This is a genomic window from Mycobacterium sp. JS623 (genome assembly GCF_000328565.1).
In the GTDB taxonomy this organism is placed as follows: Bacteria; Actinomycetota; Actinomycetes; order Mycobacteriales; family Mycobacteriaceae; genus Mycobacterium.
Window position 1 is genome coordinate 6,249,334 of the sequence record NC_019966.1, and the last position, 25,503, is coordinate 6,274,836.

At 65.4% G+C, this 25,503-nt stretch carries 27 protein-coding genes; 16 read left to right on the forward strand and 11 right to left on the reverse strand.

Going from position 1 to position 25,503, the window contains the following annotated elements; all coding sequences use genetic code 11:
- The first annotated feature begins 9 nt into the window (after positions 1–9).
- The 7 genes from MYCSM_RS30350 (at position 10) to MYCSM_RS30380 (ending at position 6,539) form a co-directional block, all read left to right on the forward strand.
- Entirely contained in the window at positions 10–1,470 is a 1,461-nt protein-coding gene (locus MYCSM_RS30350) for an aminotransferase class I/II-fold pyridoxal phosphate-dependent enzyme (RefSeq protein ID WP_015310015.1), read from the forward strand.
- An 84-nt stretch (positions 1,471–1,554) separates the two neighbouring features.
- Positions 1,555–3,399 carry a hypothetical protein gene (locus MYCSM_RS30355; RefSeq protein WP_015310016.1) on the forward strand — a complete coding sequence of 615 codons (1,845 nt, stop codon included), beginning with the start codon at positions 1,555–1,557 and terminating at the stop codon, positions 3,397–3,399.
- Positions 3,396–3,578, forward strand: a complete 183-nt coding sequence (locus MYCSM_RS30360; protein ID WP_015310017.1) for a hypothetical protein — start codon at positions 3,396–3,398, stop codon at positions 3,576–3,578. The genes MYCSM_RS30355 and MYCSM_RS30360 overlap by 4 nt, the downstream gene beginning before the upstream one ends.
- A complete protein-coding gene (locus tag MYCSM_RS30365; protein ID WP_015310018.1) occupies positions 3,575–4,003 on the forward strand; it encodes a hypothetical protein in 429 nt (142 codons plus the stop codon). Before MYCSM_RS30360 ends, MYCSM_RS30365 begins: the two co-directional genes overlap by 4 nt.
- Positions 4,003–5,295 carry a hypothetical protein gene (locus MYCSM_RS30370; RefSeq protein ID WP_041315308.1) on the forward strand — a complete coding sequence of 431 codons (1,293 nt, stop codon included), beginning with the start codon at positions 4,003–4,005 and terminating at the stop codon, positions 5,293–5,295. The genes MYCSM_RS30365 and MYCSM_RS30370 overlap by 1 nt, the downstream gene beginning before the upstream one ends.
- A 10-nt stretch (positions 5,296–5,305) precedes the next feature.
- Positions 5,306–5,977 (forward strand): PAS and ANTAR domain-containing protein, encoded by a 672-nt coding sequence (locus MYCSM_RS30375; RefSeq protein WP_015310020.1) that lies wholly within the window; start codon positions 5,306–5,308, stop codon positions 5,975–5,977.
- Positions 5,978–5,987: 10 nt separating this feature from the next.
- Entirely contained in the window at positions 5,988–6,539 is a 552-nt protein-coding gene (locus MYCSM_RS30380) for an isochorismatase family protein (protein WP_015310021.1), read from the forward strand.
- On the opposite strand, the gene MYCSM_RS30385 is transcribed toward MYCSM_RS30380, so the two are convergent.
- Positions 6,536–7,351, reverse strand: a complete 816-nt coding sequence (locus MYCSM_RS30385; RefSeq protein WP_015310022.1) for an enoyl-CoA hydratase/isomerase family protein — start codon at positions 7,349–7,351, stop codon at positions 6,536–6,538. The genes MYCSM_RS30380 and MYCSM_RS30385 overlap by 4 nt on opposite strands.
- A 97-nt stretch (positions 7,352–7,448) precedes the next feature.
- Between MYCSM_RS30385 and glgX the strand changes: the two genes are divergently transcribed.
- Positions 7,449–9,605: a glycogen debranching protein GlgX gene (glgX, locus tag MYCSM_RS30390; RefSeq protein WP_015310023.1), complete on the forward strand. Its 2,157-nt coding sequence runs from the start codon at positions 7,449–7,451 to the stop codon at positions 9,603–9,605.
- A gap of 1 nt (position 9,606) precedes the next feature.
- Here glgX and MYCSM_RS30395 read toward each other — a convergent pair whose 3' ends face one another.
- Positions 9,607–9,954 (reverse strand): hypothetical protein, encoded by a 348-nt coding sequence (locus MYCSM_RS30395; RefSeq protein WP_083906441.1) that lies wholly within the window; start codon positions 9,952–9,954, stop codon positions 9,607–9,609.
- A gap of 45 nt (positions 9,955–9,999) precedes the next feature.
- On the reverse strand, positions 10,000–10,356 hold the full coding sequence (locus tag MYCSM_RS30400; RefSeq protein ID WP_015310025.1) for a hypothetical protein: 357 nt from the start codon (positions 10,354–10,356) through the stop codon (positions 10,000–10,002).
- A gap of 324 nt (positions 10,357–10,680) precedes the next feature.
- On the opposite strand from MYCSM_RS30400, the gene MYCSM_RS30405 reads away from it, so the two are divergent.
- Positions 10,681–11,241: a TetR/AcrR family transcriptional regulator gene (locus MYCSM_RS30405; RefSeq protein WP_041315314.1), complete on the forward strand. Its 561-nt coding sequence runs from the start codon at positions 10,681–10,683 to the stop codon at positions 11,239–11,241.
- On the opposite strand, the gene MYCSM_RS30410 is transcribed toward MYCSM_RS30405, so the two are convergent.
- Positions 11,238–11,603 (reverse strand): hypothetical protein, encoded by a 366-nt coding sequence (locus tag MYCSM_RS30410; RefSeq protein WP_015310027.1) that lies wholly within the window; start codon positions 11,601–11,603, stop codon positions 11,238–11,240. The two genes, MYCSM_RS30405 and MYCSM_RS30410, sit on opposite strands and share 4 nt — an antisense overlap.
- 53 nt (positions 11,604–11,656) lie before the next feature.
- On the opposite strand from MYCSM_RS30410, the gene fabG reads away from it, so the two are divergent.
- Positions 11,657–12,433, forward strand: coding sequence for a 3-oxoacyl-ACP reductase FabG (gene fabG / locus MYCSM_RS30415; protein WP_015310028.1), 777 nt, complete (start codon positions 11,657–11,659; stop codon positions 12,431–12,433).
- Here fabG and MYCSM_RS30420 read toward each other — a convergent pair.
- Positions 12,430–13,059: a PAS and ANTAR domain-containing protein gene (locus MYCSM_RS30420; RefSeq protein WP_015310029.1), complete on the reverse strand. Its 630-nt coding sequence runs from the start codon at positions 13,057–13,059 to the stop codon at positions 12,430–12,432. The genes fabG and MYCSM_RS30420 overlap by 4 nt on opposite strands.
- 84 nt (positions 13,060–13,143) lie before the next feature.
- On the opposite strand from MYCSM_RS30420, the gene MYCSM_RS30425 reads away from it, so the two are divergent.
- The 3 genes from MYCSM_RS30425 (at position 13,144) to MYCSM_RS30435 (ending at position 15,249) form a co-directional block, all read left to right on the forward strand.
- Entirely contained in the window at positions 13,144–13,596 is a 453-nt protein-coding gene (locus MYCSM_RS30425; protein ID WP_015310030.1) for a MarR family winged helix-turn-helix transcriptional regulator, read from the forward strand.
- Positions 13,593–14,429: an ATP-binding cassette domain-containing protein gene (locus MYCSM_RS30430; RefSeq protein WP_015310031.1), complete on the forward strand. Its 837-nt coding sequence runs from the start codon at positions 13,593–13,595 to the stop codon at positions 14,427–14,429. Before MYCSM_RS30425 ends, MYCSM_RS30430 begins: the two co-directional genes overlap by 4 nt.
- A gap of 67 nt (positions 14,430–14,496) precedes the next feature.
- A complete protein-coding gene (locus MYCSM_RS30435) occupies positions 14,497–15,249 on the forward strand; it encodes an ABC transporter permease (protein ID WP_041312870.1) in 753 nt (250 codons plus the stop codon).
- A 1-nt stretch (position 15,250) separates the two neighbouring features.
- Here MYCSM_RS30435 and MYCSM_RS30440 read toward each other — a convergent pair whose 3' ends face one another.
- The 5 genes from MYCSM_RS30440 to treS form a co-directional block, all read right to left on the reverse strand.
- Positions 15,251–17,179 carry an ArnT family glycosyltransferase gene (locus tag MYCSM_RS30440; RefSeq protein WP_015310033.1) on the reverse strand — a complete coding sequence of 643 codons (1,929 nt, stop codon included), beginning with the start codon at positions 17,177–17,179 and terminating at the stop codon, positions 15,251–15,253.
- A 19-nt stretch (positions 17,180–17,198) separates the two neighbouring features.
- Positions 17,199–17,687 (reverse strand): YkgB family protein, encoded by a 489-nt coding sequence (locus MYCSM_RS30445; RefSeq protein WP_041312872.1) that lies wholly within the window; start codon positions 17,685–17,687, stop codon positions 17,199–17,201.
- A gap of 43 nt (positions 17,688–17,730) precedes the next feature.
- Entirely contained in the window at positions 17,731–19,095 is a 1,365-nt protein-coding gene (locus MYCSM_RS30450; RefSeq protein WP_041312874.1) for a flavin monoamine oxidase family protein, read from the reverse strand.
- A 105-nt stretch (positions 19,096–19,200) separates the two neighbouring features.
- Positions 19,201–20,553, reverse strand: a complete 1,353-nt coding sequence (locus tag MYCSM_RS30455) for a maltokinase N-terminal cap-like domain-containing protein (RefSeq protein WP_015310036.1) — start codon at positions 20,551–20,553, stop codon at positions 19,201–19,203.
- Positions 20,550–22,328 carry a maltose alpha-D-glucosyltransferase gene (gene treS / locus MYCSM_RS30460; RefSeq protein WP_015310037.1) on the reverse strand — a complete coding sequence of 593 codons (1,779 nt, stop codon included), beginning with the start codon at positions 22,326–22,328 and terminating at the stop codon, positions 20,550–20,552. Before treS ends, MYCSM_RS30455 begins: the two co-directional genes overlap by 4 nt.
- 228 nt (positions 22,329–22,556) lie before the next feature.
- Between treS and MYCSM_RS30465 the strand changes: the two genes are divergently transcribed.
- On the forward strand, positions 22,557–22,946 hold the full coding sequence (locus MYCSM_RS30465; RefSeq protein ID WP_041315317.1) for a hypothetical protein: 390 nt from the start codon (positions 22,557–22,559) through the stop codon (positions 22,944–22,946).
- Positions 22,947–22,968: 22 nt separating this feature from the next.
- On the opposite strand, the gene MYCSM_RS30470 is transcribed toward MYCSM_RS30465, so the two are convergent.
- Entirely contained in the window at positions 22,969–23,931 is a 963-nt protein-coding gene (locus MYCSM_RS30470) for a hypothetical protein (protein ID WP_157681423.1), read from the reverse strand.
- Between the two features lie 174 nt (positions 23,932–24,105).
- Between MYCSM_RS30470 and MYCSM_RS30475 the strand changes: the two genes are divergently transcribed.
- Both MYCSM_RS30475 and pyrE read left to right on the forward strand, forming a co-directional pair.
- Positions 24,106–24,906, forward strand: coding sequence for a HugZ family pyridoxamine 5'-phosphate oxidase (locus tag MYCSM_RS30475; protein WP_015310040.1), 801 nt, complete (start codon positions 24,106–24,108; stop codon positions 24,904–24,906).
- 14 nt (positions 24,907–24,920) lie between these two features.
- A complete protein-coding gene (gene pyrE, locus MYCSM_RS30480; RefSeq protein ID WP_015310041.1) occupies positions 24,921–25,496 on the forward strand; it encodes an orotate phosphoribosyltransferase in 576 nt (191 codons plus the stop codon).
- Positions 25,497–25,503: the final 7 nt, after the last annotated feature.

Here is a 25,503-nt window from a genome sequence, read left to right on the forward strand (position 1 = left end):
CCGCCGACCATGGATCAATCCGAAGCGCCGATCCTCGATGGCCTTGTCGACTACCGCAAGAGCAACCGATACGGGTACACGCCGCCGGGACACCGGCAGGGTCGCGGCACTGACGACCGTGTGCTGGCCGTACTTGGTCACGATCCGTTCCACGATGACGTACTCGCCAGCGGGGGTCTGGACGACCGGAAGACCCGCAACAAGTATTTGAAACACGCCGAAGACCTGATGGCCGAGGCCGTCGGCGCCGAACTCGCCTTCTTCTCGACGTGTGGCAGCTCGCTGTCCGTCAAGGCGGCCATGATGGCGGTCGCCGGCGGGAATGGCAGCCTTCTCGTCCCTCGTGACAGCCACAAGTCGGTCGTGGCAGGCCTCATCTTCTCCGGTGTGCAGGCGCGCTGGATCACGCCACGGTGGGACGAAGAGCGGCACCTGTCGCATCCGCCGTCACCGCAGGACTACCGCGACGCGTTGGACCGGTTCCCAGATGCGTCGGGCGCGCTGGTCGTCAGCCCCAGCTCGTACGGCACGTGCACCGATCTGGCCGCGATAGCAGAGATTTGTCACGACCGGGGCAAGCCGTTGATCGTCGACGAGGCTTGGGGTGCGCACCTGCCCTTCCACGAGGACCTGCCGACGTGGGCGATGGACGCGGGTGCCGACGTCTGCGTGGTCAGCGTGCACAAGATGGGTGCTGGCTTCGAGCAGGGCTCGGTGTTCCACGCGCAGGGCGATCTGGTCGACAAGGACCGATTGTCGGCGTGTGCGGACCTTCTGATGACAACCAGCCCGAACGTGATGGTGTACGCGGCGCTCGATGGGTGGCGCCGGCAGATGGTCGAGCATGGTCGCGAATTACTCGGCAATGCACTGGAATTGGTGCGCGGGTTGCGCGACGACATCGAGCTGATCCCCGACGTCGAGGTGCTCGACGACGAACTACTCGGCACAGAAGCCTCCCACGACCTGGATCGTCTCCAGGTCTTGATGGACGTATCGGCGACGGGGACGTCGGGCTATCAGGCCGCCGATTGGCTGCGTGAGCACAAGCAGATCGACCTCGGCATGAGCGACCACCGCAGGCTGCTGGCCACCATGTCGTTCGCCGACGACAAGGCAACCAGTGAGCGACTGCTCGATGCGCTGTGGGCGTGGCGCAAGGCGGCCAATGACTTCGATTCACCGCCGCCGATCCGGCTGCCGTCACCGAAGGAGATCGAACTCGAGAACGTCCTATTGCCGAGAGACGCGTTCTTCGGCGCGGTTGAGGCTGTCCCCGCCGAGAAGGCCAGCGGACGGATCTGCGCCGAACAGATCACGCCATATCCGCCCGGCATCCCGGCGGTGGTGCCAGGCGAGCGGCTCAACGACGCCGTGATCGACTACCTGCGCTCCGGGCTTGATGCCGGGATGAACGTGCCGGACGCGGCCGACACGACCTTGAAGACGTTCAAGGTCGTGGCTACCTGATACCCCTGGTTTCGACTGGGGAGCTTCTGGCAACATTACTCACGAGTCAGTTCGTCCAACGACACTCAGCGGGTGGGAATGATAATGGGGTATTCAACCAGCTCAGAGCCTCTTTCGGTGCTTGCCCAAGGCAGTGAGGGCGGGGGTGCGGCACTCGACCAAGTGATCGGCATGTCGGTGGCCGCGCTGGTGGTCACCGCGGGGCTGCTGTGGATCGGCTACCTGCACCGGCAGCGGCGCATCACGTGGCTCAACAACCTCGCCGAGTGGGCGGGCCGCAAGTTCAAACGCCCGCCGTGGGTGGCATTGCCGATGGCGCTGTTCATCGCGACCCTGATCTGCGCGCTGTTCGGCTTCATCTGGGATGTCAGCCTGCACATCGGCAAGGGCCGCGACCCGGGCCCGCTGGCCAACCCCGCGCATTACTTCATCCTGTTCGGGCTGTTCCTGTTGTTCATCGCCGGCTGCATGGCGTGTGTGCTGCCGTACGAGAAGCCGGGTCCATCCGCCGTCCGCATCACCAGGGATTGGTATGCCCCCGTCGGCGGCATCCTGATGGCCGGCTGCGGCCTGTATGCGTTGCTCGGTTTCCCCCTCGATGACGTCTGGCACCGCATCTTCGGCCAGGACGTGACGCTGTGGGGACCGACCCACCTGATGATGATCGGCGGCGCCGGCTTCTCCACGCTATCAGCGGTGCTGCTCAACCATGAGGGTCTGCGGGCCATGGGCGATGATGCGCCGACGGGCGGCATCGGCATCAAGTTCGTCCAGTACCTCGGCTTCGGCGGCATCCTCGTCGGTTTGTCGGTTTATCAAATCGAATTCGATTTCGGTGTACCGCAATTCCGCCAGGTGTTCCAGCCGATGCTCATCGCTGCGGCGGGCGCGTTCGCATTGGTGGCTGCCCGCATCATGTTGGGTCGCGGCGCGGCAATCCTCGCCGCCCTGTTGGCGATCGTGCTGCGCGGCGGCGTCGCGCTCGTCGTCGGCCCGATTCTCGGCGCGCCGATCAACTGGTTTGCGCTGTATCTCGGATCGGCGATCGTCGTCGAATTGGTCGGGCTGACACCGCTTTACAAACGGCCCGTTGTCTTCGGCGCGGTAAGCGGCCTGGCGGTCGCGACGGTTGGGCTCTGGCTGGAATCGTTGTGGATCGACAGTGTGTACTACTTCGCGTGGCCCACCAGCATCTGGCCTGAAGCATTGGCCATGGCCATCCCAGTTGCCGTCCTGACCGGTTGCTGTGGTGCGATGTTCGGCCTGGTCGTCACGTCACAACGGCTGCCTTCGCGTGCGATCAGCATCGGCCTCGTGGTGTTGACCATCCTGGCGCTAGGCGGTGCGACAGCCACTGGGTTGCGCTACCACGTCCCGGAAAACGTCACGGCCACAGTCACTCTCGCTGATGCGCCGGCCCCCCAGGGCCAGCGCATGGTGAACGTCGACGCCCAGATCAATCCGCCGAACTTCATCAGCGAGAATCCAAACTGGGTAGCGATCCTCGCCTGGCAGGGTCATCTGAACAATGAGCGTGGCCGCGTGATAGACAACCTCGAGAAGGTCGGCCCAGGGCACTACCGCAGCACCGAACCCGTTCCGGTGTGGGGTACCTGGAAGACGCTGCTGCGGCTGCACGATGGAAAAACGTTGACTGCAGTGCCGATCTACCTCGCCGGTGATCCGGGCATCGGCGCGAAAGAAGTTCCTGCAGAGGCCTCGTTCACACGGCCGTTCGTTGCCGAGATCACGATCCTGCAGCGCGAGCGCAACCCCGAGACACCGGCGGTGCTGTGGACAGTCGGTTGCGTGGTCGTGCTGTTCTGCACTCTCGTCATGCTGGGTGGACTCAGCTGGGGCGCGGGGCGAATCAACCGCACCGAGGGCTCGGGCAGCGAGGTCGAGCTTCAACCGACGGCGCAGGCGTGACCGGACAACCGCACGTCGAGATACTCGCCCATCACGGGTTGCTGCTCGCGATACCTGCGTTCGCGCCGGCGATAGCCGTCGCCGGCGTGGTGATCTATGTGGCGGTGCGGGACCGCCGCAAAGGTGAGGACCCTCAACGTGAGAAATCGGATGCCTCAGGCCAGGATGGTTCACCATGACAACTTCCAGGACCCTTGTGATCGTGACGGCCGCTGCGCTCATCACCGCCGGATGCGGCGGATCCACCAGCTCAAACAACGCCACGGGTAGCGCTCAACCGAGCAGTCAGCCGTCGACCGTCGGCCCGTCGGACATGTCGAACGAGCAGGCGCCTCCGGCCCGGCTCGAAATCGATGTCGACATCAAGGGCGGTACCGTCACGCCGACCAATCAGCAATTACAGGCGGCCGTCAAGGAGCAGATCATCGTGCGCGTCAACAGCGACGCCGCCGACGAGCTCCATGTGCACTCCACACCGGAGCACAAGTTCAACGTCGAGGCCAAGCCGATGCAGAGTTTCCAGTTCACCGTTGATGTGCCCGGCAAGGTCGATATAGAGCTGCACAAGCTGAACAAGACCATCGCAACCATTCAGGTGCAGTGATCACGGATCGGTCTACCGCGGTATTGGCCCACGGCCTTGGCGGCTCGACCGATCTTCCAATCCCGTTGAGCTACGCGCTCATTGGTGCGGCATGGGCGTTGACGTTCACGTTCGCTGTGGTCGCGCTCGCCTGGCGGCGGCCCCGGTTCGACCCCGAAAAACAGGGCCGTCTGCTGCCGCTTTGGGTGACGACGCTCGTGGACGCGCCCACCACCCGCTGGGCCGTCGCGATCGCGGCGCTGGTGTTCGGGGCATGGGTGGCGATCGCGGGCTGGTTCGGCCCGCAGGACTCGGACAACCCACTGCCAGGCGTGTTCTACGTGTTGCTGTGGGTCGGGCTGGTGGCGCTGTCGTTAGCGATTGGACCAGTATGGCGGGCGATCTCGCCCGTGCGCACCGTGCACCGGCTGATGCGCCGGCGGTCACTGGGTCTGCGCTATCCCGATCGGGCGGGCTACTGGCCTGCGGCGGCCGGCCTGTTCGCGTTCGTCTGGCTCGAGCTCGCCAGCCCCGACCCGGGATCCCTTGGCGCAATCAAGATTTGGTTGGTCAGCTATGTCGCCGTGACGTTGGCCGGTGCGCTGATCTGCGGTCAACGCTGGTGTGCGCGCGCCGATCCGTTCGAGGTGTACAGCGTGGTGGCGTCGCGGCTGTCGCTGTTTCGCCGCAACAATGACGGCCGCATCGCAATCGGCAACCCGTTCGACCACCTGCTGTCGCTGCCGGTGCGCCCCGGCACTGTCGCGGTGCTCGCCGTGTTGCTGGGATCGACTGCGTTCGACAGCTTTTCGGCTTCTCCCCAGTGGCGCGGCTTCGTCGACGACCACGCGCATTCGGCCCTTACGGCGACGCTGTTCCGCACCGCGGGCCTGCTGGTGTTCGCCGGTGTGGTCGCCGGCACGTTCTGGCTCGCGGCGCGCGCGACGGGCGGTGTCGACGCGCGGCGTCGCCGCGAATTGCCCGGCCTGATGGCGCATTCGCTGATCCCGATCGTCATCGGCTATGTGTTCGCCCACTATCTGACGTACCTCGTCGAACGCGGCCAACAGACCGTGATTCAACTGTTCAGTCTCGACGCGCAGGTGCACTACGTGCTGTCGATGCATCCGTCGGTGCTGGCCAGCACCAAGGTTGCGGGTGTGGTCGCCGGTCACATCGCGGCGGTGATCGCCGCGCACGACAGGGCGCTGCGGTTGCTGCCCACCGGCCATCAGCTGACGGGGCAACTGGCGATGATGCTGGTGATGGTCGGCTACACGTTTACCGGGCTCTACCTGCTGTTCGGCGGGTAGGGTGACGTCCGTGCCGGGCAGCGATCACCTGGAGCAGGCGTTGGCCGGTGGCTCCCCTCAGCGCGTGGGTTGGTTCCGCTTCTACTTCGACGACGAGCGCTGGGAGTGGTCGGATCAGGTGCGGTTGATGCACGGCTACGAACCGGGCACGGTGACGCCCACGACGGAACTGGTGTTGTCGCACAAGCACCCGGACGACTATCAACAGGTCGCGGCCACGCTCGACGAGGTGCGTCACACGCATCGCACGTTTTCGACCCGGCACCGGATCATCGACACAGCCGGCAATGTGCACTCCGTCGTCGTGATCGGCGACCAGCTCTACGACGAGGGTGGGGAGCTGATCGGCAGCCACGGCTTCTACGTGGACGTGACGCCGACGGATGCCATCACCGCGCAACTGGTATCGGCTGCGGTGGCCGAGATCACCGAAAACCGGGCGGCCATCGAACAGGTCAAGGGCATGCTGATGGTGGTGTACCGAATCGACGCCGACGCCGCGTTCGATCTGTTGAACTGGCGCTCCCAGGAGACGAAGGTCAAGCTGCGCATCCTGGCCGAGCAGCTGCTGGCCGACTTCGCGGAGCTGACGTACGAGGAGACGTTGCCTCCGCGGGCCACCTTCGACCATTTGTTGCTCACTGCCCATCACCGGGTCGACGCGGCGGGGCGGGGCTCTTAACGTAGGTCACATGCGGGCGCTGATCATCGTCGACGTTCAGAACGACTTCTGTGAGGGCGGCTCACTGGCGGTCACAGGCGGATCCACCGTCGCGCGCGGGATCTCCGAGTTGCTTGCCGGCGATCCCGGCTACGCCCACGTCGTGGCGACCAAGGACTTCCACATCGACCCCGGTGAGCACTTCGCCGAGAAACCCGACTATGCGGCATCCTGGCCACCGCATTGCGTGGTCGGCACCTCTGGTGCGGACTTCCATCGCGACTTCAACCCTGCCGCCGTCGAGGCGGTTTTCAAGAAGGGCCACTACTCGGCGGCCTACAGCGGCTTCGAGGGCACCGATGAGTCCGGTATAACGCTGGCGGACTGGCTGCGAGAGCGCGGCGTCGACGAGGTGGACGTCGTCGGCATCGCCACCGACTATTGCGTGCGCGCCACCGCCGCCGACGCGGCTGAGGCGGGGTTTTCCACGCGGGTGCTGCTCGACCTCACCGCGGGCGTCGCACCGGACACCACCAAGAAGGCCGTCGAGGAGCTGCGGGCGGTCGGTGTCGAGGTGGCTTAGATCGTCGGGTCGCGCGGGACGCCGGTCCATCGCGGCGGGCGACGGTCCATGTGCGCGCGCACCCCTTCCATGGCGTCGTCGTGGCCCATGAGGGCTAGGTGGATTTCGGTTTCGCGGACGCCGACAGCCTCACGATCAAGGTCGAACGAATCCCACAACAGCCGCTTGCTGGCGGCCACCGACCTCGGCGCGGTGTTCGTCGCGATGTCCAGTGCCAGCGCCTGAGCCGCAGGAAGGACCTCAGCGGCGTCGAGCACCCGGCTGCCAAGACCCAGCTGCACCGCCCGATGCCCGTCGAAAGTTGCTCCGGTCAACAGGATTTCGGCCGCGTTGGCGATCCCGACCAACCGCGGCAGCACCCAGTGCGAGTAGGCGTCGCCGATGACCCCCCGCCGCACCTGCACGACGCCATAGCGCGCATCGGCGGCGAAGAACCGGATATCGCACTGCAGCGCCAACGTCAGGCCCAGCCCGATCGCGTGTCCGTTGACCGCGGCGATCACCGGCTTGGCCAGCGACCACGCCGGCACATCGATACCCGCCGCGGAAAAGCCCGGTCCGGGTTCGGCGAAGGTTCGCTCACCGCCCGCGAGATCCGCCCCCGCGCAGAACGCGGGCGGAGTGCCGGTCAGCACGATCACCCGCACCGAGTCGTCGGCGTCGCACGCGCGGTAGGCGTCGGCCAGCTCGTCGCGCATCCCGTCGCCGATCGCGTTGCGTTGCTGTGGCCGATTCAGCGTGATCGTGGCCACGCCGCGGTCGACGTCGAACAGCAAAGTGCGGTACCCGGGCGGGTTGGCTTGGCTGGACATTGGGTACCTCCGTTGGGCGAGATCGGGCCGCCGGTGCCCCGTATTGTCGCTCTGGTCCGTTTTCTCGTCCCGTCTGTACCCGTCTGGAGCGTGCACCTTGCCCCCCGCCACCCCGAAAGCCGAGCAATCTGCGGCCCCGTCGCTGGAAATCTGGCCAGGCAAGGCGTACCCGCTCGGCGCCACCTACGACGGTTCGGGAACGAACTTCGCGGTGTACAGCGAGGCCGCTGAAAAGGTCGAACTGTGCCTGTTCGACAACGGCGACGAGACGCGCGTGACGCTGCCCGAGGTCGACGGCTTCGTCTGGCACGGCTTCATTCCGAACATCGAGCCCGGCCAGCGCTACGGCTACCGGGTGTACGGGCCCTACGACCCCGCCGCCGGCCAGCGCTGCAACCCGAACAAGTTGCTGATCGACCCGTATGCGAAGGCGATCGACGGCACCTTCGAGTGGAACCAGTCACTGTTCGGCTACAACTTCGGCGACCCCGACAGCCGCAACGACGACGATTCGGCGGCGAGCATGCCGAAGGCGGTGGTGATCAATCCGTACTTCGACTGGGGTGTCGATCGGCCGCCGCAGCACGAGTACGCCGACACCGTCATCTACGAGGCACACGTCAAGGGGCTGAGCCAAACCCATCCCGACATTCCCGAGAACATCCGCGGCACCTACGCCGCCGTCGCACATCCGGTGATCATCGAGCACCTGAAGTCGTTGGGTGTCAACGCGATCGAGTTAATGCCGGTGCACCACTTCGTCAACGACTCGACGCTGGTCGAGAAGGGGCTGTCCAACTACTGGGGCTACAACACCATCGGATTCCTTGCGCCTGACGCAAAGTACAGCTCGAGTCCGAACCCCGGCGGACAGGTGCAGGAGTTCAAGGCCATGGTGCGGGCGCTGCACGAGGCCGACATCGAAGTGATCCTCGACGTGGTCTACAACCACACCGCCGAGGGAAACCATCTTGGCCCGACACTGTCGATGCGCGGCATCGACAACGCCGCGTACTACCGACTGGTCGATGACGACAAGCGGTACTACATGGACTACACGGGCACCGGCAACAGCCTCAACGTCGGCCATCCGCATTCGCTTCAGCTGATCATGGACTCGCTGCGGTACTGGGTGACCGAGATGCATGTCGATGGCTTCCGATTCGACCTGGCGGCCACGCTGGCGCGCGAGTTCTACGATGTGGACCGGCTGAGCGCGTTCTTTGAACTCGTGCAACAGGATCCGACGGTCAGCCAGGTCAAACTGATCGCCGAACCGTGGGACGTCGGCCCCGGCGGCTATCAGGTGGGCAACTTCCCGCCACAGTGGACGGAGTGGAACGGCAAGTACCGCGACACCGTGCGCGACTACTGGCGCGGCGAGCCCGCCACCCTCGACGAGTTCGCCTACCGGCTGACCGGATCGGCCGACCTGTACGAGCACACCGGCCGCCGCCCCGTCGCGTCGATCAACTTCGTCGTCGCACATGACGGCTTCACCCTGCGGGACCTGGTGTCCTACAACGAAAAACACAACGCGGCCAACAAAGAGGACAATCGCGACGGCGAGAGCCATAACAGGTCCTGGAACTGCGGGGTGGAAGGCCCGACCGACGACAAGGACGTCAATGCGCTGCGGGCCCGCCAGCAACGCAATTTCCTTGCCACCCTTCTGCTTTCCCAAGGTGTGCCGATGCTCGCGCACGGCGACGAACTCGGCCGTACCCAGCAGGGCAACAACAACGTCTACTGCCAGGACAACGAGCTGTCATGGATCGACTGGGCCACGGCAGACACCGAGCTGATCGAGTTCACCCGCGCGGTGTCGGCACTGCGCACCGCGCACCCGGTGTTCCGGCGCAGACGGTTCTTCAGCGGCAAGCCAGTCGGCCGTCGCGGCGACGGGAGCCTGCCCGACATCGCATGGTTCGCACCCGACGGCTCCGAAATGACCGGCGAGGACTGGGAATCGGGCTTCGCGAAGTCGGTCGCGGTTTTCCTCAACGGCCAGGGCATTCCCGACCTCGACGTACGCGGCCAACGCGTCACCGACGACTCGTTCCTGCTGTACTTCAACGCCCACTACGAGCCCATCGAATTCACCTTGCCACCAACAGAATTCGCTGCTTCATGGGTGCCGGTGATCTACACCGCGGACACCACGATCGCCGAGGAGGCCAAGACGGTGACCGCGGGTGCGAAGGTGGCCGTCGACGCGCGCGCGTTGATGGTGCTGCAGGCCGCGACGGATTAGCTCACTCGACGACCGGGAAGAACGAATCTCCGTCCTCGGGGGTGCCGCTGACCTGTCCCTGGTCGGTTCCGTGGTCCTCGGGATCGATCCGATCCATCGCCACGCCCTCATCTAACGGCTGCGCCGACGGCTCGGGTTCCTCGGCGGCCAACTTCTCGTCGAGCGATTCACCGTCGGGTTCCTCGGCGATATGGTCGGCCGCGGCCCAGTGCTCGGGCGGGTCAACGACCTCGTCACCATCGTCGTTGCGGACGTCGTCTGCGTCGAGCGCCTCCGCGGGGCGCAGCGTGTCGTCCACTCCGCCGGTGTCGTTGGGCGAGTCGGGAAATTCCGGGTCAACGCTATCCACGGTTGAGCGGTTGCCCACTAGCCCGATCGCTAAACGCCAAGAAGCTCACTCGACAACGTCGTAGAACGACTCCCCGTCCTCCGGGGCGCCGTCGATCTGGCCGTCCTCACGGCCGTGCCGTTCGGTGTCGATGTGGTCGATGTCGTAGTTACTGACCAACACCAGCCCTCCGCCCGCCTCGGAGTCATGGGCGTCGCGCGGCGCTTCGTCGTCATCTTGCGCATAGCCGTCGTTGTCGGGAATCTCCTCGGCAAGTCGCTCGTCGAGCGTTTCGTTGTCCTTGGCCTCAATCCACTCATCGGGCGGGTCGACGACCTCGTCACCGTCGTCATTGCGGATCTCGTCGGAGTCGAGCTGCTCGTCGGGCTCCAGCGGGTTGTCGTCGAAGGCGTCACTGGCCATGGCCCCATGTTGCCCGAGGAAGCCAGGCACTGAAAGAGCCCGGCGTTGTTCAGAAGTGTTGCGCGGCAGGCCGCTTGCAAATCGAGGTTCCCGCGTCCATACCAGGCCGTATGGTACGGTTAAGCGCTGCAGCAACCGTGGCCGCCGCTTTGGCACTCGGGATTTTCTCGAAGATCTCGCTGACGCCGCCGGCCGGGCGGGCCGGAAGTAGGAGCCGAAGAGCGGCGGCGCCCTACCTGGCGGTCACGGTTGCCAGCACCCTCCGATGCGTAATTTCCCACGGTGTCAACAGTGCCGCCGGTCGATCGCCGTATGCTGCCCACCATGGCGCGGCCGCGCGATTCTGGTCGTCGGCTCACGGCCGACGACTGGATCGAGGCCGGATTTGCTGTCCTTGCCGACAGCGGTCCGAGCACGTTGCGGATTGACCGGCTGTGCGCGCGGCTGGAAGTGACCAAGGGCAGTTTCTACTGGCATTTCACCGACTTCGCGGCATACCGCGGCGCGCTGATCGAGGCGTGGGCCAGCCTGCACGACCGCAGCCGCAGGCATTTCGAGCACATGCCCGATGTCGAACCTCGGCAACGCCTGACGGTGATGATCCAGACGTGGCTCAACCCGCAGCAATGGCAGCTCGAGCGCGCGATGCGGGTGTGGGCGCTGACCGACGCCGCAGTACTGGCCAGCGTTCAACAGAGCGACGCGCGCTTGTTGCGCGCTATCAGGCAGGCGTTCATCGACTGTGAATTCGCTGCACCAGACGCCGCGCTGCGCGCGTTCGTGGTGTTCTCGGCGGGTGTCGGGTCGTTGCACTCAACGGATTCAGCCCCCGCCGCGCCGCCCGAGCTGCAGGACGCGTTTCTGGATTTCATGCTGCGGCCCTAGGTCGTCGGCTCCAGACCCGTCTTCTTGTCGAGGTACTGCAGCAGGTCATGCGCCGCGAGCTCGATGTCTTTGTGCCGCCACTCCGATGCCCGGTACACACACGCGATCAGGCCGGTGCGGTGGATTCGGCGAAAATCCCCGTACACGAACGCATATCGCGCCTTCGTCTCGTCATTCGCGCCCTCGGTCAAACCCAGATGCCATTCGGCGTACTCGTCCCAGGAATGCGACTGCAGGAAATCGTTTTGCGCGTCTGCGCGCGGCTGCACCTCACCCCAGTCGCTGTCGAGAACGAATTGGCGACCATCGATGAGCGAGCGCGCCTTGGCCACCGCGGCCGCATTGAGTGAATAAGAGGCCATGGACTTGATTGTCCGCCCTGCGGAGCCGGCGTCGATAGCCGACACTGATCGGCATGTTCTCAGTGGCAGGCAAGTCGGTTCTGGTCACCGGCGGCAGCAAGGGAATCGGCCGCGGCATCGCGTCGGTGTTCGCAACGGCGGGCGCGCACGTCGCGGTCGGGGCGCGTTCGCGTGCCGACCTCGATTCGGCGGTCGCCGCCCTCGACGGCCTTGGCACAGGCAAGGTCATCGGCGTCACGGTGGACGTGTCCGACCCCGATTCCTGTGCCGCGATGGCAGCGGAGGCGGTGGAGGCCTTCGGCGGGCTGGACGTGTTGTGCGCCAACGCGGGCATCTTCCCGGACGCTCCGCTGCACTCGATGACCCCCGCCCAGCTCGCCGAGGTGCTCGACATCAATGTGAAGGGCACCGTCTACAGCGTGCAGGCCTGCCTCGATGCGCTGATCGCATCGGGCCGCGGCCGGGTGGTGCTGACGTCGTCGATCACCGGGCCGATCACCGGTCTACCCGGCTGGTCGCACTACGGCGCCTCCAAGGCCGCACAGTTGGGTTTCATGCGCACTGCCGCCATCGAACTGGCTCCGCACAAGATCACCGTGAACGCAGTGCTGCCGGGCAACATCCTCACCGAAGGTCTCGCCGACCTCGGCGACGACTACCTGGCGGGCATGGCGCGAGCGATCCCCGCCGGTGCGCTCGGCACCCCCGAGGACATCGGTTACGCGGCGGCGTTTCTCGCCAGCGACGAAGCCGGCTACATCACGGGCCAGGCAATAACCGTCGATGGCGGTCAAGTGCTTCCCGAATCGCCGGACGCCGTCACGCCCTAGTGGGGCAGGCGCTCGTGGACGGTGGCCAGGATCTCGTCGATGCGCGCCGTGTCCTGCAACGGTGCGCCGGCCGCCTCCTTGACGAACTGAGCGGCCAGCTCGCGCAGCTTGACGTTCGTCTGTTGTGAGCGCTGGGCCAGCATGGCGAACCCCTTCTCGGCGGTCACCCCATAGGCCAGCATCAGCATGCCGATGGCCTGGTTGATCGTGGCCCTGCGCGCAGCGATCGTCGCCACCACATCGTTGAGCGAGCGCTGCACGTCGGCGTCGAAGTCTTCGGTGACATCGACGTAGAAGCCCGTCGTGCCGATCACCTCGCCGTCGCCGTCGGTCCACCGGTCGCCGACCACGACGACCACGTGGACGTTGCCTGCCGTGTCGATGATGCGGTGCCTGCTGGAGAACGGGATGCCGAGGCGCCGGACCTGATCGATCAGCTGTGCCACCGTCGGCTTGTCGTCGGGATGTTTGTGCGACAGCACGAGTTCGGTCGTCGGGTTGACGGTCCCCGGTTGATAGCCGTGCATCGCGGCCACCTCGTCGGACCACTCCCAACGGTCCTCCTGGGCGTGGTATCTGAAACTTCCCGCTGCCGGCCATTCCGGCGGCGATTGCTCCGCGTCGATGCTGCCTCCCCCTTTCGCCTAACTGGAGTATGTCCCTTTCCGCCCACCAAGAAAATGCCTCTGTAACAGAGGTAACATCGGACGATGGACACCCGCACCGATCTGATCGCCCAGCTGTTCAACGTGGTGGGCCGGTTCCGGCGGCAACTGCGACGGTCGACCGGCAGCGGATTCGACACCACCGGGGTGACGCAATCGCAGGCCGAGATGCTGCGCTTGGTCGGCCGCCAACCGGGTATCTCCGTGCGGGAGGCCGCCACCGAGCTGGCCTTGGTGCCCAACACCGCCTCGACGCTGGTGTCCAAGCTGGCGGCCGACGGGTTGCTCATCCGCACCGTTGACGCCGACGACCGCAGGGTGGGCCGGCTGCGGCTCACCGAACCTGCACAACGCATCGCCGACGAGTCGAGGGCAGCGCGCCGCGCCGCGCTAGCGGAGGTGCTCGATCAGTTGGATCCCGCGCAGCTCGACAGCCTGGAGCGCGGATTGGAGGTACTCGCCGAGATGACCCGCATGCTGCACGAGAGGCAACCATGACTCTTGCGATCGATTGTGCGCACCTGACTCACCGCTACGGCAATTTCACCGCTGTCGAGGACTTCAGCCTGCAGGTGCGGTGCGGAGAGACTGTCGGCCTGCTCGGCCCCAACGGTGCAGGAAAGACGACGGTGGTGCGCGTGCTGACCACCCTGACCCCGGTGCAGAGTGGCCAGGTAGCCATCTTCAGCCTTGACTCGCGAAGCCACACCATGGACATCAGGCACAACATCGGCTATGTGCCGCAACAGCTTTCGATTGAGTCGGCGTTGACGGGCAGGCAGAACGTCGAGCTGTTCGCGCGACTCTACGACGTGCCGCACCGCCAGCGGGCCGATCGCGTCGACGAGGCACTGGGTGCGATGCAGCTGCTCGACGTCGCCGACGGCCTGGCGGCGACGTACTCCGGCGGCATGGTGCGAAGGCTGGAGTTGGCGCAGGCGTTGGTCAACCGGCCGTCGCTGCTGATTCTCGACGAGCCGACGGTCGGCCTGGATCCCATTGCGCGCGACAGTGTTTGGGCCCAGGTGGGCCGCATGCAGCAGGAGTACGGCATGACAGTGCTGCTCACCACCCATTACATGGCCGAGGCCGACGCACTGTGTGACCGGGTGGCGCTGATGCATCACGGTCGATTGCAGGCCATCGGGTCGCCTGCAGAGTTGAAGCGAGCCGTCTCCGCTCAGGCAGATGTCGCCGCCGACGAGGTTCCGGAAACGACGCTGGAGGACGTCTTCCGGCACTACGCGGGTTCGGATCTGGGCGAGGATACGTCGCAGGCCGGGTTGCGCGCGGTCCGCAACAGCAGGAGGACGGCGCGTCGTGTCAGTTGAGCAGAACCTAGAAGGCCCAGACGTTCGGATCGTACGCGCGCCGCACGGCTGGCGCCGGGTCCGCGGAATGGCCATGCGGATGGGCGCTTTCGCGATCGTAGAACTGCAGAAGTTGCGGCACGATCGCACCGAATTGCTCACCAGGATGGTGCAGCCCGCGCTGTGGCTGCTGATCTTCGGGCAGACATTTTCCCGGCTGCGCGTCATCGACACCGGCCATGTGCCTTACCTGGCGTTCCTGGCGCCGGGCATCATCGCGCAGTCGGCGCTTTTCATTTCGATCTTCTACGGCATCCAAATCATCTGGGACCGCGATGCGGGCATCCTCGCGAAGTTGATGGTGACACCGGCCCCGTCGTCGGCGCTGATCACCGGTAAGTCCTTCGCGGCGGGTGTGCGGTCGGTGGTGCAAGTCATCGGCGTGCTGGCGTTGGCGTATCTCCTCGGCGTGCACATGACCGTCAATCCGCTGAAAATCCTTGGCGCAATGGGCGTTGTGATGCTCGGAGCGGCGTTTTTCGCCTGCCTCTCGATGACGCTGGCCGGGCTGGTGCAAAACAGGGACCGGCTGATGGGCATCGGGCAGGCCATCACCATGCCGTTGTTCTTCGCGTCGAACGCGCTGTACCCGGTCGACGTGATGCCGCAATGGCTGCGCTGGCTGTCGGCGGTCAACCCGCTCAGCTATGAAGTCAACGCGCTGCGCGGACTGCTGATCGGCACGCCGACGAACGGTTGGCTCGACGTCGCTGTGCTGGTAGTCGCGGCGGTCGCGGGCATCGCAATGGCCTCGGCGTTGTTGCGACGGCTGGTGCGCTAACTCACTTCGGTGTCGATAGGTCATACACCGTCGCATCCCCAACCGACGTCGATTCAAACGTCGCCGCGACCCATTTCGCAATGTCGGCGTGACCACGGCTGTTGCCCCAGCCGGGTCCGTGGCCGTGGTCGTTCACGACGACGTAGTACGCCACCTTGTGCTGCGCGACGTCGGTCTTGAACTCGCTCAGCGTCGGTACCGGGTCAGTTCCGGAGAAGCCGCCGATCGCCATCACCGCTGTGTCCGTGGACAATTCGAGGCCAGCGGCACTCGACGAGCGGCTGATCGCGGCCGACCATTCGGTGTTGGTGTTCTTCAGCATCGTGTCGAGGGCAGGGTTGTCCTTGTTCTGGCCGAAGCCAAAGTGACCCTGCCGCGACGCGTCGGCGGGCCCGACCGATGGTCCGCCGCCTTCATGCGGCTGACCGATCGTGACGACCGCATAGACGGCCGGACCGGCGAGCGCCGCGACCAATCCAATGCCCAACGCGCCGAAGGCAAAGCGCCGATCGGCCCGGTAAGTCCACGGGACGAGCAGCGCGACCACCGCGAGGACTGCCAGCGCCAGGATCGTCCAGCGCAGGGCGGGCAGCCAGCTTGCGTTCCGGCCGAGGACGACCCATGCCCACGCGCCCGTCCCGCCAAGCAGCACAGCCAAACCGGCTCGGTACAACCACTTTTCTCGCCGCTGCCAGAGCTCATGCACACCGATGGCGAACATCGCTGCCACGGGAGGGGCGATCGACAGGCAGTAGTACGCGTGGATCGTGCCGTGCATGAAGCTCAGTACCAGCCCGTCCACGATCAGCCAGCCGCCGAACACAATCGCGGCGGCCCGGGTCAGATCCGTTCGCGGGGCACGTCCGCGGGAGAGCACGACCATAACGGTCGCCAACAACGCCGCGGGCACCAGCCAGCCGATCTCGAAACCGAATTCGCCGCTGACCAACCGCGGCAACCCCTGGGATTGATTGCCGAATGCGAAGCCGCCATGTCCACCGTTGTGCAGTTGCGCACCCGCCGAGGTACCAACGACGTTGTCGGGCGTACCGAAGTCCATGTGATTCTTTCCGAGCACGCGGGCAAAACCGTTGTAGCCCAACACCAGATTCATGAAGTTGTTGTCGGTCGAGCCTGCGATATACGGCCGCGAGGATGCAGGCCACAGCAGCGTCAGCACCACGAACCAGCCCGCCGACATGACGAATGCGACCGCTGCCACGCCGATGTGTCGCAGCCGGGCACGCAACGTCGTCGGCGCCGCGATCAGGTAGGCAGCGGCGAGTGCCGGGGCCACCATCAGCCCTTCGAGCATCTTGGCCAGGAATGCGAATCCCAGTGCCACCGCCGCCCATGCCAACCACTTCGGGCTCGCCTGTTGCACGGCGCGCACGGTGCAGTACGCCGCAGCGGTCATCAGCAGCACCATCACCGCGTCGGGGTTGTTGAACCGAAACATCAACGCGGCCACCGGCGTCAGCGCCAGCACTGCGCCCGCAAGCAACCCGACGCGGGGGCCGCTGATGCGAGTCACCGCGGCGTACAACAAGGCGACGGAGGCGACCGCCATCAACGCCTGCGGGATCATCATGCTCGCGCTGCTGAAGCCGAATATCTGGCCGGACAGTCCCATCACCCATTGTGAGACGGGAGGTTTGTCGACGGTGATGAAGTTGTGCGGGTCGAGCGAGCCGAACAGCAACGCTTCCCAATTCTTCGAACCCGCTTGCGCCGCAGCGGCATAGAACTGGTTGCCCATCCCGTTGATGGTGATGTTCCACAGGTAGATGACCGCTGTGCCGACCAACAACACGGCGAGGCCCACCCGGTCCCACGTGATCGCGGTCGCTCGGGTGGGCCGCGGCCGGTCTGCGTCGTCAGCGGGCGGTGCTTGCGTCTCTGGGCCGTCCAAAAGTGGTGGTGAACTCACACCATCCAGTCACGCATCGCTAGGTTGCGTGAACCTGTGAGGACCCGGCGAGACTCCTGCGGGTTGCGGTTAGCGCATCCGTTATCGTCCACACCGAAATGCCAAGCAGCGCGACGTCCTTGAACAAGAATCCAGTGGTCAGCGACGGCGCTGGATAGCTGACCGAGGCGTCGAAGGCCCCCGGCGTGGTGAACAGGAAGCTGATGGTCGCAACGAACAGCAGGACGGCGAGCGCACTGCCGAACACCGACGCCTTCGGCCACCACGGCTTGACGGCGATCAGCACCGCCGCAGTGAGTTCGAACACCCCGAGCAGGACCGAAAACGTGTACACCGAAAAGATTCCGTACAGCCAGCTCATGAATGGGCTTTCGGAAACCAGGGGCTCGATCCCCCCGGCTTCGTAGTTGGTGAACTTCAGCAGCCCAAACGCTGCGATCACTATGACCAGGCCGTAACGGGCAGCCAGGCCGCCGATTTCGTCGATGTGAATCTCTTTGACAGTCATACCCGGTGGTGTCGCGCCGGGCATCGATCGTTACGCCAGACGTTCAACCCACCGCGACTGTTTCCCGTTGCATGACCTCGGTCGCGGCGCGTTCACCCGAACGGACTGCGCCGTCGACCCATCCGCACATGACCGCCGAACTCTCGGTGCCCGCCCAGTGAATTCGACCGCACGGTGTGCGCAACGCGTGTCCGAACTCGGTCAGCACGCCGGGAGGGGCGTGGCTGAGCATGCCGCCCCCGGAGTAGCGCTCGGTCGTCCAGCATTGCTCGATGTAGTCCACGGGCGACGCGGCCTTGTCGCCGAAGCGCCCGACGAGCTCGGCCAGGATCGTTCGCCTGCGGTCGTCCGCATCGAGGGTTCCGATCTGCCGCGCTATCGGGCCCTCGACGATCACGCACAGGACGCCTGGACGCTCCGCGTCAGTCGACGCGTCGATGGTGACCGTCGCAGGCGAGCCGGGAGCCGCCGACTGACCGGACAACCCGTCGTGGCGCCAGAACGGCTCGTCGTAGACGATGTTGATCTTGTAGATCGCCCCGCTCGGCATGCGCTGATGCAGGAAGGACCGATCGACGGGAAGCATTGGCTCATAAATGATTTGGCTGGCAATCGCAATCGGCACCGCGACGATGACCCTGCGTGCCCGGACGGTCATCTCGTCGGATCGGACGGTCACACCGTCGGCGTCCTGATCAATGCGGCGCACCGGCTGTAACAGGTGCAGCGAGTCACCGATCTCGGCGGCCATCGGCCGATACACCGCACCCATGCCGCCGATGATTCGGGAATCCTGCGCCCCGTCTTTGACGCCGAGCAGAAAGCCGGGCCCGCCCCCCGAGGCCATCTGGTACAGCGCGAATAGCATCGAGACCTCCGAGGCGGCCGATGTGTAGCAGCCGGCCAGCGCTGTCTCGAGCAGGTCGTGCGCTGCCTTGGACACCGTGTTGGAGCTCAACCACTTGGCCAGCGTGATCTGGTCCCACTTCTCCGCGTGCTTCGCTTCCCACGGCGCCTCGAGCGGGATCGACTTCGACATCTGCCCGAGTTCTAAGAACACGGCGCCGAGGTTGGCCGACGCCCACGGACTCAATGACCACGGAATAGTGCCCGAGTAGCGATATTGCCGACCGTCGATGATCATCATGGCTTTGCCGTCGAGGTACTGCTTGTAACTCCGTACGCCGTACTCGCTCATCACCGCCTTGATCCGGTCCTGCCCCGGCCCGATCCAGGCGCCGCCGTGGTCAATCCACACGCCATCGTCCCTGACCTCGGTAAATGTCCGGCCACCGACCCGATCCCTGGCCTCCAGCAGCGCCACCGATTCGCCGGACTGCTTGAGCCGCAATGCGGCCGCGAGCCCAGCGAATCCCGCCCCAACTACGCAATAATTAACGTCTGTCATAATTGCCATGCTGCGCCGGCACCCCACTACGCGCGTGGTTTTGTTGCTTTCAGCAGGGAAATAGCGCACACATCAGTCGATGTCAGTCGCTCTCGGCATGCTCTGCTAGCCGGCGATCCGGGCGATCGACTTCAGCGGGATCGGCAGCCAGCTCGGCCGGTGCCGCGCCTCGTAGGCAGCCTCGTACACCGCCTTGTCGAGTTCGTAGGCCTCGAGCAGGTGCCGGGAGTCGCGTGGGTCGGCGCCGCTGACTTCGGCGTAGCCCTCGCAGAACGACGCGGCGTTGCGGTCCACCCATTCCCGGGCCCGCGCGGCCAACTGGCGATCGCGTTCCCCATCGCCGGACTGTTCCATCAGACGTTGGTAGGCGGCGTATTCGAAGGACCGCAGCACGCCCGCCACGTCGCGCAGCGGGGAGTCGGGCCTGCGACGCTCATCGAGCGGCTGGCCCGGTTCGCCCTCGAAGTCGATCAGCAGCCACCGCTCGGGGGTACGCAGCACCTGGCCGAGGTGTAGGTCGCCGTGCACGCGCTGGACGGTGATCGTCTCCTCAGCCAGCTTGCCGTAGCGCTCCTCGATCAACGACACGTACTCCTGCAGTTCTGGCACCGCCGCGGCCGCTGCGGACAGCCGCTCCAGCACGGTGTCGGCCGGGAACAGGATCGTCGACGTGCCGAGTTCTTCGGCAAGCGTTGCGTGCACGGACGCGACGGCCTCGCCGAGCCGGTAGGACTCTCCGGCGAAATCGCCGCCCACCTCGTCGGCATAGAGGTCGCCCTCGGCGAACAGGTCACGGGTACTTGCCGTCGCCATGTCCCAACCTTCAGCGGAGTTGGCGGCGAACTCGGTGACCATGCCAAGCGCATACGGCTGGCCGTCGAGCGTCGTCTCATAAGACCCCAGCAGCCGCGCCACATGCTCGTTGCCCGCACGGGCCAATACCCGATTCAGTTCGATATCCGGATTGATGCCCGGCGTGATCCGCCGGAACACCTTGAACACGGCTTTCTCTTCGAAGATCACGCTGGTGTTCGATTGCTCGGCGCTGGCCACTCGCGGCGCGGCGTCCACCGGCAGGGTGACGCCGGGCTCCTCGACGAATCGCACGTCACCGACCGTGGCCGACGAATCAACGAGCGACAGTAGGTATTTCGCGTCCGCCGGGTTGTACAGCGCGTCGTAGGCGGTGCGATCGTCATCCGACCCGATCGTCGCGACGGAGAGATATTCGGAGATCGGGCTTCCGCTGTCTGTCGCCGCCTCCGCGGCTCCGAAGTCCCAACGAACGATCACCTGGTACCGCTCGGCCGGCCCCTCGGTGTAGGCGACGTCGAGCAGCACCAACTCAAGGTCGTCTCGCAGCGACACCACGACGCCGGGCTGCGCGGACGTCAGTTGGCGATTCCGGCCGGCATACCAGCGTTGCTGGATGATCCATACGTCGAACGGCAGGTTCATTGCTGCTCTCCAGGTTCTGGCGGCCGCAGCTGGAACCAGTAGAAACCGTGGCCAGGCAGGGTCAGCAGGTAAGGCAGCTGGCCGATGCGGGGGAACTCAACGTACCCGGTCATCTCTACCGGGGTATACCCATTCCAGTTCTGCAGGTTCATCTCGATGGGCTGCGGGAATCTCGACAAATTGTTCACGCACAACACGGTGTCTTTGTGGTTGTCCTCGTCGATCTCTCGCACGAACGTCAACACCGATGGGTTGGACCCACCCAATTCGCGGAACGTGCCGATCGCGAATGCATCGTGGCGTCCGCGCACCGCGAGCATGGTCCGAGTCCAGTTCAACAACGAGTTCGAACTGTCGCGCTGCGCCTCGACATTGACGGCCTGATAGCCGTAGATCGCGTCCTGGTTCGGCGGCAGGTACAGCCGACCGGGCGTGGCGGTCGAGAACCCTGCGTTGCGGTCAGGCGTCCACTGCATCGGCGTGCGCACACCGTCGCGGTCGCCGAGCCAGATGATGTCGCCCATGCCGATCTCGTCGCCGTAATACAGCACCGGCGAACCGGGCAACGACAACAGCAGCGCGGTGAACAACTCGATCTGATTGCGGTCGTTCTCCAGCAGCGGCGCCAGTCGGCGGCGGATGCCGACATTGGCCTTCATCCGCGGATCCTTGGCGTACTCGGCGTACATGTAGTCGCGCTCTTCGTCGGTGACCATCTCGAGCGTCAGCTCGTCGTGGTTGCGCAGGAAGATGCCCCACTGTGCCATGTCCGGGATGTCGGGGGTATTGGCCAGGATCTCGGAAATCGGGAAGCGCGACTCCCGGCGCACCGCCATGAAAATGCGTGGCATCAGCGGGAAGTGGAACGCCATGTGGCATTCATCGCCGCCGGTGTCGGGGTTGCCGAAGTACTCGACAACGTCCGCTGGCCACTGGTTGGCCTCGGCCAGCAGCACCCTGCCGGGGAACTCGTCGTCAATGACCTTGCGGCAGTGCTTGAGGAACGCGTGCGTCTCGGGCAGGTTCTCGCAGTTGGTGCCCTCCCGCTCGAACAGGTAGGGCACCGCGTCCAGCCGGAAGCCGTCGATGCCGAGGTCGAGCCAGAACCTCAGCACGTCGAGCATCGCGTTCTGGACTTCGGGGTTGTCGTAGTTGAGGTCGGGCTGATGGCTGAAGAAGCGGTGCCAGTAGAACTGCCGTCGCACCGGATCGAACGTCCAGTTCGACTCCTCGGTGTCGACGAAGATGATCCGCGCGTCGCTGTATTTGTCGCTGGTGTCGCTCCAGACGTAGTAGTCGCCGTACGGTCCGTCGGGATCCCGGCGCGACTCCTGGAACCACGCGTGCGAGTCGGAGGTGTGGTTCATCACGAGGTCGGTGATGACGCGAATGCCGCGGCGGTGCGCCGCGTCGAGCAACTCGACGAAATCGTCCACCGTGCCGAATTCGGGCAGCACCTTGTAGAAGTCGCGGATGTCATACCCGCCGTCGCGCAACGGCGAGTCGTAAAACGGCGGCAGCCAAAGACAGTCGACGCCAAGCCACTTCAGGTAGTCGAGCTGTTCGCACAGCCCGCGTAGATCACCCGAACCGTCGGAGTTCGAGTCGTAGAACGCCCGCACCAACACTTCGTAGAACACCGCGCGCTTGAACCACGTGCGGTCCTCCGGCAGGGCGCGCGCGTGCCCGAAGTCTTCGGCGGTTGGATGCTCAACCACGCCGTCCTCGACATGGCTGCCTTCGGCAGGATCGTGTACCACGCTGCTTGGGTCCATCAGCCTTCAAACCTACCCAAGTCTGACGAAACTGAACCGCTCCCGGGGCACCAGTTGAAACCACAATCAAGTCGGGTTACGGTTTCGGCGTCCTAGATCCGTCAGCGTGGCGATCTGGCCATCACTGGCGTTTGCGTACGACTTAAGAATCGAGTGGCCGTGGCTGATTCGACGCCCAATGATGGTGAAGCCCCAGTAATTGTCGGCATGGCCGACGCGGCGATGCACATGTATTCCGCCGCAATCGACGCGCTTCCAGATGCGCACGACCCCGAGTACCCGCACCGCGCAGGCATCATCCTCGCCGGCCTCCGCAAACTTTCGGGTTCGTTATCTGAGGCGGCAGGGCGCAGCAGGGTCACCCCGTCGGTGATCGTCGCGCTCAGCGGTGTGCGGCACCGTTACGACGAGTTGATGGAGACCGCCGCGCACGGGCCGGGTGCGACGTTGGGACAGCGGCTGTACGTCGCGCGCGGCCGCGCCAAGCTGTCGACGAAGGAAGCGGCAAACGGTGTCGGGCTGCGCAAGGACCTCATCGAGGCGGTCGAGGCGGAGGAACCCGCCACCGAAGAAGAGACCAGCCGGATCAAGGATCTGATCGCCGCACTCGGCGGCTAGCGTCGCTGCGCGTAAGAATCGCTCAGCGGAGGAAGCGCGCAGCGCTCTGCGTGCGGAGCAGGCGTGCGCTGTTGGCCTGCCGGTAGCCGATGAACCCGCCGGACACGGTGAGCATCAGCAGTCCAGCGACGCCCGGCAATGCGATCAGCGCAAGCTCCCCTGGCGTCGGCTCGCGTAGATAGCGCGGGTAGCCCACCCGGGTTGGCTGCCCGCTCGTCACCGCCATCGACGGCGTGCGGGGTTCAGTCGCCGGCTGCCATGCGGTCGTCGGCTGCACTGAGCCGCGGATCGCAGGCGCCCTGGCTCCTGTGGCGGCGGCGACGACTTGTGCGGGGCCCTCTCCGTTCGTCGTGCCAGGCGGAGCGACGGGCGGGGCCGCGCCACGGATCGGGATGGGCAGCGGCGCGATCACCAACGGCGCGTGCAGCACCGGCGGCTCGGCCGCCACACCCACCGACGACTTGTCGACGGCACCACCCCCGGAGTCCGCAACCGGCGGCGCCTCTTCCTGCGTCTTGAAGGTGGGGCCAGGCGCGGGGGTCGGCGGCTGCGGCTGCATCGCGGCGAACAACTCGCCGAGAGTCGGCACCGGTATCACCAGCGTTGGGTAGAAAAGCCCCGGATTTGGCGACCCACGCGCCGGTAGCTCGTCTTGCTTGGGGATGCGCAGGATGGGAATGGTCCACGATCCCTTGAATTTCTTTGTCGCGGACGGTACGCCGTTATTCTTTTTGTCGTCTTCTCCGGTCTTTATGTCGACGTCGTCCCGGCCATTTCCGACCGTGCTGCTCGGTGGGTCGGGATTGCTGGCACCGGCCGCGCCCGAGCTGGAATTGTTGTCGTCAGATTTGCTGGTGGCAGCGGCGGCATCGGGTGCAGCACCCGCCGCATCGCCGGTGTCCGCGAAAGCGATTCCACCATTCATGAACAGACACGTGCTCAGCACGCCAGCACCTGCGAACATTCGCATAGCCGGATGTGCCACGGTGCTCACCCCCGATGAGAATCGTTGTCTGCCAAGACCATAAGTGGTGTTATTCTCGCACATTTACCTCTTTTGGTAGATGCGAAATTTGTCGCCGAATTCAAGAATTGTTGGCGGCGCGCGTCAATTGGCCGGAGCTGACGCGACGACCGTGCCGTTGGGTATCGTGCCGACGTGGCGTCCCGTGATCACGGGGACCCCGGCGATGCGCCCTCGGTCCCTCCCCCGCTTTCCGCTGTCGCTAATTCGATTCGACCGTCGGCGGCCGAAGAGGCTCGCACGATCGCCGCGTCGACGAATACAGGCACGCTGGCGACGTTGACCGCAGAAGGTGATCCGTGGGCGTCGTTTGTCACCTATGGACTGCTCGGCGGCGCGCCGGTGCTGTGCGTGTCCAATCTTGCCGAGCACGGCCGCAACCTCGCCGCGGACCCGCGGGCCAGCATTGCGATCGTGGCGCCGCAGCGCGAATCCGATCCGCTGGCCAGCGGCCGCGTCACGCTGGCAGGCGTCGTCGAGGCACCAACCGGCGAGGAACGCGGTGCGGCCCGTGAGGCGCACCTGTCCGCCGTCGCCGCCGCGAAGTACTACATCGATTACAGCGACTTCTCGTTGTGGGTGCTGCGCGTGCAACGGGTCCGCTGGGTCGGCGGATACGGGCGGATGGATTCGGCCACCGGCGCGGACTACGCCGCCGCGGCGCCCGATCCCGTTTCGCCGCACGCCGAGGGGGCGATCACGCATCTGAACAACGACCACGCCGACGCGCTGGTCGCCATGGCGCAGGCATTCGGCGGATACCCGGACACCACCGCGGCCACCTGCACCGGCGCCGACCGCTACGGGCTGGACCTGCGGGTCGTCACTGGACGCGGCGTGGCCTACACCCGCATCGGTTACGCCAGTGCCATCGACTCGATCGACGAATTGCGTTCGGCCACCGTCGAGTTGACGCATCGCGCTCGGCAGGCCTGAAATAGGCTCTGGATATGTCTGTCACCGACCGCCCGGACACCTGGCAAGCGGCCTTCGATCTCATCCGAACACGCGGCTATGAGCATCGCGAGGAACCGTTCAAGTTGGCCAGCGGCCAACTGTCCCACGACTACATCGACGGCAAGTTCGCCGTCGACACCGGAGAGCGGCTGGCAGTCGTCAGCCGTGCGATGGCCGACCTCGCCGACCGAAACGGCATCGAGTTCGACGCCGTCGGCGGACTCACCATGGGCGCGGACCCGCTCGCGCTCGGGATTGCGATGGTCACCGGCAAGGCCTGGTTCTCGGTACGCAAGGAGCAGAAGCAGCGCGGCCGCGAACAGTGGATCGAGGGCACCCGAATCGAACCAGGGATGCGCGTGCTGCTCGTCGACGATGTGATCAGCACCGGTGGCTCGACGGAGAAGGCCTATGACCGGGTGACGGCGGCGGGCGCCGTCGTCACCGGCGTGATTCCGATGGTGGACCGCGGCGACGTTGCCACCAAACGCTTCGCCGCACGCGGAGTCCCGTTCGTAGCGCTGGTGACTTATCAGGACCTCGGGATCGAGCCGGTCAAAGACGTCTGACCGCGCG

Bases quoted from the DNA above. Each gene is read 5' to 3' on its own strand.
- MYCSM_RS30350 (WP_015310015.1), top strand. From the start codon at position 10: ATGGATCAATCCGAAGCGCCGATCCTCGATGGCCTTGTCGACTACCGC.
- MYCSM_RS30355 (WP_015310016.1), top strand. From the start codon at position 1,555: ATGGGGTATTCAACCAGCTCAGAGCCTCTTTCGGTGCTTGCCCAAGGC.
- MYCSM_RS30365 (WP_015310018.1), top strand. From the start codon at position 3,575: ATGACAACTTCCAGGACCCTTGTGATCGTGACGGCCGCTGCGCTCATC.
- MYCSM_RS30380 (WP_015310021.1), top strand. From the start codon at position 5,988: ATGCGGGCGCTGATCATCGTCGACGTTCAGAACGACTTCTGTGAGGGC.
- MYCSM_RS30385 (WP_015310022.1), bottom strand. From the start codon at position 7,351: ATGTCCAGCCAAGCCAACCCGCCCGGGTACCGCACTTTGCTGTTCGAC.
- MYCSM_RS30400 (WP_015310025.1), bottom strand. From the start codon at position 10,356: ATGGCCAGTGACGCCTTCGACGACAACCCGCTGGAGCCCGACGAGCAG.
- MYCSM_RS30405 (WP_041315314.1), top strand. From the start codon at position 10,681: ATGGCGCGGCCGCGCGATTCTGGTCGTCGGCTCACGGCCGACGACTGG.
- MYCSM_RS30410 (WP_015310027.1), bottom strand. From the start codon at position 11,603: ATGGCCTCTTATTCACTCAATGCGGCCGCGGTGGCCAAGGCGCGCTCG.
- fabG (WP_015310028.1), top strand. From the start codon at position 11,657: ATGTTCTCAGTGGCAGGCAAGTCGGTTCTGGTCACCGGCGGCAGCAAG.
- MYCSM_RS30425 (WP_015310030.1), top strand. From the start codon at position 13,144: ATGGACACCCGCACCGATCTGATCGCCCAGCTGTTCAACGTGGTGGGC.
- MYCSM_RS30430 (WP_015310031.1), top strand. From the start codon at position 13,593: ATGACTCTTGCGATCGATTGTGCGCACCTGACTCACCGCTACGGCAAT.
- MYCSM_RS30435 (WP_041312870.1), top strand. From the start codon at position 14,497: ATGGCCATGCGGATGGGCGCTTTCGCGATCGTAGAACTGCAGAAGTTG.
- MYCSM_RS30445 (WP_041312872.1), bottom strand. From the start codon at position 17,687: ATGACTGTCAAAGAGATTCACATCGACGAAATCGGCGGCCTGGCTGCC.
- MYCSM_RS30450 (WP_041312874.1), bottom strand. From the start codon at position 19,095: ATGACAGACGTTAATTATTGCGTAGTTGGGGCGGGATTCGCTGGGCTC.
- MYCSM_RS30455 (WP_015310036.1), bottom strand. From the start codon at position 20,553: ATGAACCTGCCGTTCGACGTATGGATCATCCAGCAACGCTGGTATGCC.
- treS (WP_015310037.1), bottom strand. From the start codon at position 22,328: ATGGACCCAAGCAGCGTGGTACACGATCCTGCCGAAGGCAGCCATGTC.
- MYCSM_RS30465 (WP_041315317.1), top strand. From the start codon at position 22,557: ATGTATTCCGCCGCAATCGACGCGCTTCCAGATGCGCACGACCCCGAG.
- pyrE (WP_015310041.1), top strand. From the start codon at position 24,921: ATGTCTGTCACCGACCGCCCGGACACCTGGCAAGCGGCCTTCGATCTC.